Origin of the sequence: Candidatus Effluviviaceae Genus I sp., assembly GCA_016867725.1 — a bacterium.
GTDB lineage: Bacteria > Joyebacterota > Joyebacteria > Joyebacterales > Joyebacteraceae > VGIX01.
Map to the genome: position 1 here is coordinate 1 of VGIX01000051.1, position 9,711 is coordinate 9,711.

The window sequence follows — 9,711 nt, forward strand, 5'->3', positions numbered from 1 at the left end:
GAGCGCCGCGTCGTCGAACTCGTGCGCCGCCCGCACCGCGGCCGCGAGCTCAGCGGTCGTGTTCGCGAACCGCACGCCGACGGCCGAGCCCTGGCTCGCCGGCTTGACCACCACGCGCGGCGCGAGCCGCACGAGGACGTCGTCGAGCGCGGCGGCCGTCGCGTCGCCGCGCCGGATCACGACGTCGCGCGCGAGCGGCAGCCCGGCGCGGGCGAAGAGCGCCTTCGCGACCACCTTGTTCATCGCGAACGCGCTCGCCTGCACGCCGCTTCCGACGTAGGGGAGGCCGAGCGTCTCGAGGAACCCCTGGAACGTGCCGTCCTCACCCGGCGGCCCGTGCAGGACGGGAAAGACCACGTCGGGCCTCGCCTCGCGGAGCGCATCGGCGATCGCGTTGTCGAACTCGAGCGTGACGACGTGCCGGTAGGTCGCGGCCAGCGCGTCGGCGACGCCGCGCCCCGACACGCGCGACACGCCGGCCTCAGCCGACGTGCCGCCACACACGACCGCGACGACGGCGTTCTCGCTTCGCGCCATGCGTCAGAGCCCCCTGATGAGGCCGCCGAGGAGCCCGCCGACGAGCCCGAGCACGCCGAAGTAGAGCGCGGCGATGAAGATGCCGCCGCCCACGACCGCGCCGAGAAGCCCGCCGCCCGCCGCGCCGGCCGGCCCGAACACGAGCGCGCCGAGCACCGCGCCGGCCCCCATGAGAAACACCATGATGAGGATGGCGAGGATGGTCCCGCTCAGGAACCCCGCGAGCGCGCCGCGCCCCAACCCGCCGGCGAGGACGCCCGCGACGAACCCGGCCACGAGCGGCCCGACGATCGGCACCCGCGCGAGCGCCGCCATGAGCACCGCACCCACGATGACCGCGACGACCAGCATGTCCGCCTCCTACTTCCTGAGCGGCTCGAAGACCATGACCGGGATGCCGTCAGGGTCCATGAAGAGCCCCCACCAGCCGATGGTCGGGATCTCCATCTTCGGGATGTGCACACAGCCGCCGGCCGCGGCGGCCTTCTTCATGGTCTCGTCAACGCTGTCCACGAGGAAGTACGTCCCGATTCCGTACATCGGCGCCGCGTCGGGCTTCTTCATCATGCCGCCGCCCGGCTCCTTCCCCGTGTTGATCTCGACGTACCGCATGCCGGGCACCGCGCTCTCGCTGAACTTCCAGTCGAACACCGCGGAGTAGAACTTCTTCGCCTTCTCGACGTCGCTCACCATGAGCTCGAAGTGGCACAGGTGGTTCGTCATCGTCGCCCCCTTCCCGCGCCCGCGCGCGTCAGTTCTCCGGAACGTAGCTCACCCTGATGGACTCCACGATGTCCAGCGCTGTCGTGAGCGCGGAGAGGTCGGGCGGGACCTCGCCGTCCGCGCCCGCGGGGTGCCCGTGCCCCGCCGGCTTGAGCACCGCGAGGGTCGGGCCCGCGCCGAGCGTGATCGTGCCCTGCCAGACGACCGACGGCTGCCCGGAGCCCATCTTCCCGCCGCTGGCGTTGGGATCGGACTCGGGGAGGTCGGAGCGGAAGACGCTCGTGAAGTCCCGTGACTGGTTGATCTCCGCCTTCACGACGTACACCCCGGGCTTCAAGCCCGCGGGAAGGACCCACTCCCTCGTGAACCCGGACGGCGGCGTCGCGCCGGTGATGGCGTCGAGCTCGGCGACCCCGGCGGTGGACTTGTCCTCCATGCGCCGCCGGGCGTGGCACGCGGTGCACGTGCTCGCCGGCTGCACGCCGCCCGCCTTGTGTCCGTGCCGCCAGACGGGAAGCGCCGACGGTCTGCGGATGCGGCCGGCCTTCTCACCGGGCGAGGCGCGCCAGTCGTCGGTGGCCGCGCGGTGCGTCACGAAGACCGTCGCGACGAAGTCGCCGGCGGTGTCCTCGAGCCAGAACGCCATCTGCGGCTCGGTGACCACCTTCGCGACGAGCATCACGCGGAACGAGTGCTTCCAGTGCTTGCCCTCCTTCACGCTGAGAACGAGCCGGCCCCGCGCGTCGCGCTGCTCGTCCCTCGGGGTCGCGGCGCTCTGCGGGCGCTCGCCGGTGGCTCCGACCAGCGTGAGGGCGGCGACCGCGAAGGCCGCCGCGGCGATGATGACCTTCGTGCGTGCTCGCATGGGCTGCCTCCTGGACCGGGCCTAGTGCGTCATGCCGAGCGTGCGAAACAGGAACGAATAGTAGTCCACGTACTCCGCGAGGACTCGCCGCATCGGCGACGCGAGCCCGTGGCCCGCCTCGCGCTGGAACCTCAAGAGGACCGGCCGCCCCGACGCGCTCGCCGCCTGGAGGCGCGCGGTCATCTTGAGCGCGTGCGATGGGTGGACGCGCGTGTCCGACTCCGCCGTCGTGAGGTACACGGCGGGGTACGCGACGCCGTCGCGGACGCGGTGGTACGGCGAGTACGCGTAGAGCCACTCGAACTGCTCGGGGTCGTCGGGCGAGCCGTACTCGGCCGACCAGATGTCCCCGATGTAGAAGCGATGGAACCGCGTCATGTCGAGGAGCGGCACGTCGCAGATCACGGCGGCCGCGAGGTCGGGCCGCTGCGTGAGGAACGCGCCGACGAGGAGCCCGCCGTTGCTCCCGCCCCACACGGCGAGGCGCTCGGGGCTCGTGATGCCCTCCGCGACGAGCCACTCCGCCGCGGCGATGAAGTCGTCGAACGTGTTCTGCTTGTCGGCGAGCATGCCGGCGCGGTGCCACGCGTCGCCGTACTCGCCGCCGCCGCGAAGGCACGCCTCGGCGTACACGCCACCGCGCTCGAACCACAGAAAGCGGTTGCGCGCGAACCCGGGTGAGACGGAACTGCCGAACCCGCCGTACCCGACGAGCATCGTCGGGTTGTTCCCGTCGAGCACGATGTCGCGCCGGTGCGCGAGGAACATGGGGATCCGCGTGCCGTCCTTGGATTCGTACCAGACCTGGCGCTCGACGTACGGCGACGGGTCGAGCGGCGCCTCGACGGCCATGTCCTCCCGGAGCGCCCCCGTCGTGGCGTCGTACCGCAGCACCGTGGGCGGCGTGAGGTACGAGCTTAGGCCGAAGAACACCTCCGGCGAGCGCCAGTCGCCGGCCCAGTCGTACACCGCCGCGACCTCCGGAAGGGGCACGTCGCGCAGGTGCGCGCCCGTGGCGGCATCGTGGACGCGGACCAGCGTGTGCGCGTCCTTGAGGTAGAGGAGGCACAGGTGGCCGCCCCCGTACAGGAAGCTCTGCAGTGTGAGGTCGGACTCGGGAACCAGTTCCTGCCAGTTGAGGCGCGCGGGGTTCTCGAGGTCCACGCGGAGGATGCGGAAGTTCGGCGCTTCAAGAGAGGTCATCATGTAGAACGTGCTGCCGACCGCGATGCCCGTGAAGCGCGCGTCGAGCCCCTCGACGAGCGGGCGGAACCCGTCGTCGCGCGCGAGGTCCTTCACGTAGATGTCGTTCCGCGCGCCGCCGCGCCACACGTAGGCGAACAGGAACCGCCCGTCGGTCGAGAGCGCGGCCGAGGGCCAGTGCCGCTTGTCGAGCCCGTCGCCGAAGACCAGCTTGTCGAGCGCGGCCTCGTCGCCGAGGACGTGGCGGTAGATCCTGCGATAGTAGAACTCATCACCGGGCGGCACGTCGCCGGGCGCGGGGAAGCGGCTGTAGTAGAACGCGTTGCCGTCGGGCTCCCACGCCACGCCGGCGGCGCGCGCGTAGGGGATCTCGTCGCGCAGGTCGGTCCCCGAGTCCACGTCCATCACGCGCAGCACGCTCATCTCGCTCCCGCCCTCGGAGGTCCCGTACGCGAGCAGGAGCCCGTTCTCCGACGGATGCCACCAGTCGAGACTGACCGGGACGCCGCTTCCGAGCGCGGACGGGTCGATGAGCGCCCGCGGCTCCGCGTCGCCGACGCGCACGCAGAGCACCGGCTGTTCGTTCTCGGGGTTCCGCCGCGTGAAGAACAGACGGTCGCCCTGGAGCGCAAGCCCGCCGATGCTCGGGATGTCGAGGAGCTCGCCGAGCCTGCGCCGCACGTCATCGCGGGCTGGGCACGCGCCGAGGAACGCTTCCGCGTACGCCTCCTGCGCGTCGATCCACGCCGAGGACTCGGGCGACGTCCAGTCCTCGAGCCAGCGGTACGGGTCGGGGATGACGCGGCCGTGGAGCGTGTCGGTGTCGGCGGCGATGCGGGTGGCGGGCGGGGCGTCGGGCGCGGCCGCCGGCGCGTTGGCGTCCGGCGTGGCGTCGATCGCGGCCGCCGCGACGGGGAGGGCCGCGAGAGCGGCGAGGGCGGCAACGGCCACCCGCCCGCGCCCGCGGGCCCGAGCGCGCGGTGTCAGCATGGACGTTCTCCTGGGTCTGTCAGAGGCCGGCGAGCCTGCCTATCTGGTATACACCGAAGCTCACGAGCCACGCAAGGGAGAGCTGGGAGGCGACGGAGAACCACATCCAGCCATTGCCCGCCTCCCGCCGGATGGCGGCGACCGTGGCCACGCAGGGCGTGTAGATGAGAACGAACATCATGAACGCAAAGGCCGCGAGCGGCGTGATGCCGTTTCCCGGGTCGCGGAGCGCCCGCGCCAGGGACTCGCGCGGCTCCCCGGCCGTGTCGGACTCCGCGTGGTAGAGGACGCCCAGCGTCGAGACGATGACCTCCTTGGCGACGAACCCCGTCACGAGGCTCACGCTCATCTCCCAGGTGAACCCCAGCGGCTTCATGGCGGGCGCGATGGTCTGCCCGATGCGGCCCACGTACGAGCTCGCGATGTCCTGCGCTTCCGCGTCCCCGCCGGGCCGCGCGGCCTGCGGGAACGCGCCGAGGAACCACAGCACGACCGACGCGACGAGGATGACCCCGCCCATCTTCTGGAGATAGAGCTTCGCGCGCTCCCACATGTGGATGGAGAGCCCCTTCAGCGTCGGGAGACGATACGGCGGCAGCTCCATCACGAACGGCTCTGGGGAGCTCCTGAACAGCGTCTTCGCCAGCAGCCTCCCGAGGAGGATGACCGCCACGATGCCCGACAGGTACACGATGAAGACGACGCTCCCCGCGCGCTCGCCGAAGAACGCGCCGGCGATGAGGAGGTAGACCGGGAAGCGCGCGCTGCACGACATGAACGGGATGAGGAGGACCGTCAGCACGCGGTCGCGCCGCGACTCGAGCGTGCGCGTGGCCATGATGGCCGGTACGCTGCACCCGAACCCCATGAGCATCGGGATGAACGACTTCCCGTGGAGTCCGAGCGCGTGCATGACGCGGTCCATGAGGAACGCCGCGCGCGCCATGTAGCCCGAGTCCTCGAGGAACGAGACGCCGAGGAAGAGGATGAGGATGTTCGGCAGGAACACGATGACCGACCCGACGCCGCCGACGATGCCGCTCACGAAGAGGTCGGTGAGAAGGCCGGGGGGCAGGCCGGCGCAGACGGTGCCGCACAGCCAGTTGATGAACGCGTCGATCCAGCGCATGGGGTGCGCGCCGAGGCGGAACGTGAGCTGGAAGAGCACCCACATGAAGAGGAGGAAGATGGGGTAGCCGAGGAAGCGGTTGGTGAAGACGCCGTCGATGCGGCGCGAGAGCTCCATGCGGTCGGCGCGCGCCTCCGTGAGTGCCTCGCGGAGCGCGCCGGCGACGTAGCCGTGGCGGCCCTCGGAGATGACCCTCTCCGGGTCCGAGCGCGTGGCGGTCGCGATGTGCTGCGCGCCCCGGGAGGCCGCCTCGCGGACCCGTGCGAGGCCGGGCGCGTCGCCTGCCACGAGCGCCGCGACCTCCGTGTCGCCCTCGATGAGCTTCGTGGCGACCCAGCGCGCGGGCAGCCCCTTGAGGTCGGCGCCGGACGACTCGACGGCGCGGGCCAGCTCCGCCACGACGTCGTCCACGTGGCCGCCGTAGGAGACGGGCACGTGGCGGTGGCGCGCCTCGCGGTCCTCGACGAGGTCCACGACGGCGTCCATGAGGTCGGTGACGCCGTCGCAGCGCTGCGCGACCGTCGAGACGACCGGCGTGCCGAGGAGCGTCGCGAGGCGCGCCTTGTCGAGCGTCGCGCCCGACGCCTCGAGCTCGTCCCACATGTTGAGGTCCACGACGACGTGCGCGCCGAGCTCGAGAAGCTGCACCGTGAGGTAGAGATTCCTCGCGAGGTTCCCCGCGTCCACCACGTCCACGACGACGTCGGGGCGCTCGTCCACGATGAACGAGCGCGCGACGCGCTCCTCGACGGAGAACGTGGTGAGGCTGTAGGTGCCTGGGAGGTCCACGATCTCGATGTCGTAGCCGCGGTGCGAGAAGCGCCCGGTCTTCCGCTCGACCGTCACGCCGGGCCAGTTGCCGACGTGCTGGCGCGCGCCCGTCAGGCAGTTGAAGACGGAAGTCTTGCCCGAGTTGGGGTTGCCCGCGAGGGCTATTCGGAGCGTCCTCTTCTCAGCCACCGTGGTCCGTGACCTCCGTGCCCTCGGCGCCACAGCAGGTGGCGACGGCGGTGCGGCATGCAGACGGCGTCGGGGGAGGCGGCGACGAGCACGCGCTCCGCCTCCTGCCTTCTCAGCGTGACGTGCGTGCCGCCGAGGCAGTACTCGACGGGGTCGCCGAGCGGCGCGGCCTTGATGACGCGGACGCACGCGCCGCGTACGAAGCCCATATCGAGGAGCCGGCGGCGGAAGGGGCCCTCGCCCGTGACCTCGGCTACGATGGCGGCGGTCCCCGGAGGCGCGTCGGACAGACGGATCGTGCGCTCGGGCGTCACTGCGCACCTCCCGACGCGTCTCCGTCGCCTTGCCCTCCGCGCGAGTCGAGGAAGCTCACGAGCCGCGAGAGGGTCGCGTCGCTCAGTCCATGCTCGAGCCTGCAGGCATCGGCGTCGGCGGTCTCCGGCGGAACGTGCAGCACCTCACGCAGGAAGCGGTAGAGCGTGGCGTGCGTGCGGTACACGCGCGCCGCGCGGTCGCGCCCGGCGTCGGTGAGGAGGATCTTCCCGTAGCGCTCCTGGCGGATGCAGCCGTCCTGCTTGAGGCGGCCGACGGCCGCACGCGCCGTCGGGACGGTCACGCCTCGCGCCGCTGCCACCTGCGAGATGCCTACGGTGTCGTGGCTGAGGGAGAGGAGGTAGATGGTCTCGAGATAGTCAGATGTTCGGTCTGAGAGCATGGCCCACCCCCTGCTAAGCAAGAGGAGTAACACAAAGTGTGCCAGGTCACACTTTAGGCCGGAAGGGGGCTGGTGTCAAGGGGTGCGGCAGGGTCCGCTCACCAGTGCGCGGATGCCGCGGCTCCGCCACGACGCCGGACGGACGAGGAGACAGGTGAGATCGAAGGTGCGAGAGGAGGCCTCTCTGCACCAGAGGAGGGCGTGGGCACGTGAGCAGCCAGCGCAGCTCGGCGACGAGGAGCCGCATATCTTCTTACGGCGACCCTCTCCAGACGCGGTCCTACTGCGTGGCGAGCAGCTCGCACTCGCTCTGTCGCCCCAGACGGCGCGCCAACCGAGCTTCCCTCGACGGAAGACCCCGCTGGGCCGGCTGTTCCAGACTACTTGTAGAGGGCCTTGATAGTCCCCCAAGTCGTCGGCGTCACGGACGTGACGCTGTCGTTCAGGTAGAGGTACACAACCCCCTCGAAGCCTGATAGCAGGAGGTCAGGGTCTCCGTCGCAGTCCACATCGAGCAAGGCAAGCCCCCAAGCGGGAGGCGGTACGTTCACTCCGGTCAGCATCGCGGGGTTCTCCACGAACTGCCACGCCTGCGGCGTTCCCACGTTCTCCCAGGCCCGGGGGGACTGCTCGGTACTCACGGTGACCAGGTCCAGGTCCCCGTCACCGTCCAGATCCCCGAGGGCGATCGATCCATCTGGAGGAATCGGACCCTGCCCCATGCCTTCCCAAGGGCCCCACTGCGGTGTCTGGGGTGTCCCCGTGTTCTTGCGAAGCCAGGTCCAACCCCCGCTGTTCATGTTTACCAGGTCAAGATCACCGTCGCCGTCCAAGTCTGCGAGCCGCGGGCAGGTCCAGTTCCCACCACTGCTGTCGAACATGGACAGGTCCTGTTGCCACTGCGGCACTTGGGGCGTCCCGACGTTCCAGAACATGCGGAGCCCTGGCTGCGCGCAGCCGTAGATCAGGTCAAGGTCGCCATCGGCATCGAGATCCCCGAGCGTCGCGGTGCGAGGGGCGGTGCAGTTCGCGCAGTCCGGAAGCACGCTCGCCTCCGTCCGCCACGCCGGTGTTCCGGGGCAGGTCCCGTCGTTCCAGTGCTGCCGCCTGCTGCTGACATCAGGATCCCCATCGCCGTCCAGGTCCCCCCAGGTCGTCAGGCAGCTCATGTACTGCCCCGGGGGCGCCAGTTCGTGCGCCGCCGTCCAGTAGACCACGGACTGCCCCGCCGCCGTCGCGGCCCACAGCAGCGACATCGCCACCATCACGGCACCGATCGCAGTTCGTGCCATCGGGATCACCTCCTGTCCTCGTCGCGGTCCTGCGACACCGCCTCGGAGCAGCGAACCTGGGCCACGGCGGCGCCTCACCGGCCATCCTCAGAGCGCGGCGTGTAGCGCACGCTCAGGACCGGAGCCCCGCCCGCCGCGCCGTGTGAGTCGCAAGCCCCGACCGCTCCCGGCCAGCCGGGCGACACCGCCAGCACCAGTCCGTGGTTCGGGACCGCCCCCGTAGCCCAACCACTCACCATGTCCGTCACGTCGAACCGCAGCACCGAACTTGCCCCCGGCCGCGCGATCCACACCGCGTGCTCGCTGCGGTCGAAGTCCCCGCCGGGGGTTGTCCATGCTCCGTCCCAGCCCACCGTCGCTCCGTCCCACCCCGTGGTCATGGCGAACGCGTCAACGACCACGCAGCTCACGTCCTCGTCTGCCGACACCGGAGCCCGCAGCTCAAGCACCGCGAACTCAACCTCGCTAGTCAGGAACGCCTCAGGCAGCTCGAACCGCACGAGGATGCGACCCTCAGCCTCCGGACCGTCGCTCTCGATGTACCCCACGTCCGCGGCCGCGAGCGTCACCTTCCCGGCGTCCGCGGGCTCGCTTGCGCCCAGCACCAACAGGCCAGCGAGCAGCACGCACCACCGACCTGCAGGACCCATGCCCGCCATGGCCACGACCTCCTACTTCAAGAGTACGACCTTTCTTGACAACTCGCCAGCACCAGTCTCCAGCCTGCAGAAGTACACCCCGCTCGCCGCACGCTCCCCGCGATCCGTCCTGCCGTCCCACGTGGCCGTCTGCAACCCGGCGGGGACCGGCCCGTCCACGAGGGTCCTCACCCGCCGCCCCGCAAGGTCGTACACCACCAGCCGCACGGGACACGCCTGCGGCAGCGCGAACCTGAACACGGTGTCAGGATTGAACGGGTTGGGGGTGTTCGGGAGGAGCTCAAGCGCCAGGGGGCGGTCCTGCTCCTCATCGCCTCCGGACTCGGGCGCGCCGCGTCCCTGCCCGGGGTCGCTCGCAAGATACGGGCGCCACGCCACGAACCCGTGGAACTGACTCGCTTGGGGCGTGGGATACCAGTAGTTGCACTCCGCCCACACGGAGTCTCGGCGATCCGAGTACACGTACCACTCGGCCGGGTCCTTGTCGGTCACCACCCGATTGCACCCGCCCAGCGTCGTCTCCTCGCACGCCGTGCACTTGCCATCCACAGCCTCGCCGAGCGACGGCAGCCATGTCGTGCCGCCCACGAAGAACCCGATCGGCAGCGACTTGCCCGTGATCGTGTTCCTCCGCACCA

At 70.5% G+C, this 9,711-nt stretch carries 11 protein-coding genes; all 11 read right to left on the bottom strand.

All coding sequences use genetic code 11. The annotated features are described in order from the left end of the window. Positions 1 to 537 (bottom strand): D-alanine--D-alanine ligase (locus FJY74_08650; protein MBM3308381.1); only part of this gene is annotated, 537 nt, incomplete at its 3' end. A 3-nt stretch (positions 538 to 540) separates the two neighbouring features. Continuing rightward, positions 541 to 888 carry a hypothetical protein gene (locus tag FJY74_08655; protein MBM3308382.1) on the bottom strand — a complete coding sequence of 116 codons (348 nt, stop codon included), beginning with the start codon at positions 886 to 888 and terminating at the stop codon, positions 541 to 543. A 9-nt stretch (positions 889 to 897) separates the two neighbouring features. Next, entirely contained in the window at positions 898 to 1,260 is a 363-nt protein-coding gene (locus FJY74_08660; GenBank protein ID MBM3308383.1) for a VOC family protein, read from the bottom strand. Between the two features lie 28 nt (positions 1,261 to 1,288). Further along, complete coding sequence (locus FJY74_08665; GenBank protein ID MBM3308384.1) at positions 1,289 to 2,125, bottom strand: hypothetical protein; 837 nt, start codon at positions 2,123 to 2,125, stop codon at positions 1,289 to 1,291. A gap of 21 nt (positions 2,126 to 2,146) precedes the next feature. Beyond that, positions 2,147 to 4,318 (bottom strand): S9 family peptidase, encoded by a 2,172-nt coding sequence (locus FJY74_08670; GenBank protein ID MBM3308385.1) that lies wholly within the window; start codon positions 4,316 to 4,318, stop codon positions 2,147 to 2,149. Between the two features lie 19 nt (positions 4,319 to 4,337). Continuing rightward, positions 4,338 to 6,407 (bottom strand): ferrous iron transport protein B, encoded by a 2,070-nt coding sequence (gene feoB, locus FJY74_08675; GenBank protein MBM3308386.1) that lies wholly within the window; start codon positions 6,405 to 6,407, stop codon positions 4,338 to 4,340. Beyond that, the gene (locus tag FJY74_08680) at positions 6,380 to 6,703 is read right to left on the bottom strand and encodes a ferrous iron transport protein A (protein MBM3308387.1); all 324 of its coding nucleotides are present in this window, start codon (positions 6,701 to 6,703) and stop codon (positions 6,380 to 6,382) included. Before FJY74_08680 ends, feoB begins: the two co-directional genes overlap by 28 nt. 14 nt (positions 6,704 to 6,717) lie before the next feature. Then, complete coding sequence (locus FJY74_08685) at positions 6,718 to 7,122, bottom strand: metal-dependent transcriptional regulator (protein MBM3308388.1); 405 nt, start codon at positions 7,120 to 7,122, stop codon at positions 6,718 to 6,720. 380 nt (positions 7,123 to 7,502) lie between these two features. Continuing rightward, the gene (locus FJY74_08690) at positions 7,503 to 8,414 is read right to left on the bottom strand and encodes a VCBS repeat-containing protein (GenBank protein MBM3308389.1); all 912 of its coding nucleotides are present in this window, start codon (positions 8,412 to 8,414) and stop codon (positions 7,503 to 7,505) included. Positions 8,415 to 8,488: 74 nt separating this feature from the next. Then, positions 8,489 to 9,073 carry a DNRLRE domain-containing protein gene (locus FJY74_08695; GenBank protein MBM3308390.1) on the bottom strand — a complete coding sequence of 195 codons (585 nt, stop codon included), beginning with the start codon at positions 9,071 to 9,073 and terminating at the stop codon, positions 8,489 to 8,491. 12 nt (positions 9,074 to 9,085) lie between these two features. After that, positions 9,086 to 9,711: T9SS type A sorting domain-containing protein (locus FJY74_08700; protein MBM3308391.1), on the bottom strand; the 626-nt coding region annotated here is incomplete at its 5' end.

Excerpts from the sequence above, each read along its gene's own strand:
- FJY74_08655 (MBM3308382.1), bottom strand. The coding sequence starts at position 888 with ATGCTGGTCGTCGCGGTCATCGTGGGTGCGGTGCTCATGGCGGCGCTC.
- FJY74_08660 (MBM3308383.1), bottom strand. The coding sequence starts at position 1,260 with ATGACGAACCACCTGTGCCACTTCGAGCTCATGGTGAGCGACGTCGAG.
- FJY74_08665 (MBM3308384.1), bottom strand. The coding sequence starts at position 2,125 with ATGCGAGCACGCACGAAGGTCATCATCGCCGCGGCGGCCTTCGCGGTC.
- FJY74_08670 (MBM3308385.1), bottom strand. The coding sequence starts at position 4,318 with ATGCTGACACCGCGCGCTCGGGCCCGCGGGCGCGGGCGGGTGGCCGTT.
- FJY74_08685 (MBM3308388.1), bottom strand. The coding sequence starts at position 7,122 with ATGCTCTCAGACCGAACATCTGACTATCTCGAGACCATCTACCTCCTC.
- FJY74_08690 (MBM3308389.1), bottom strand. The coding sequence starts at position 8,414 with ATGGCACGAACTGCGATCGGTGCCGTGATGGTGGCGATGTCGCTGCTG.
- FJY74_08695 (MBM3308390.1), bottom strand. The coding sequence starts at position 9,073 with ATGGCGGGCATGGGTCCTGCAGGTCGGTGGTGCGTGCTGCTCGCTGGC.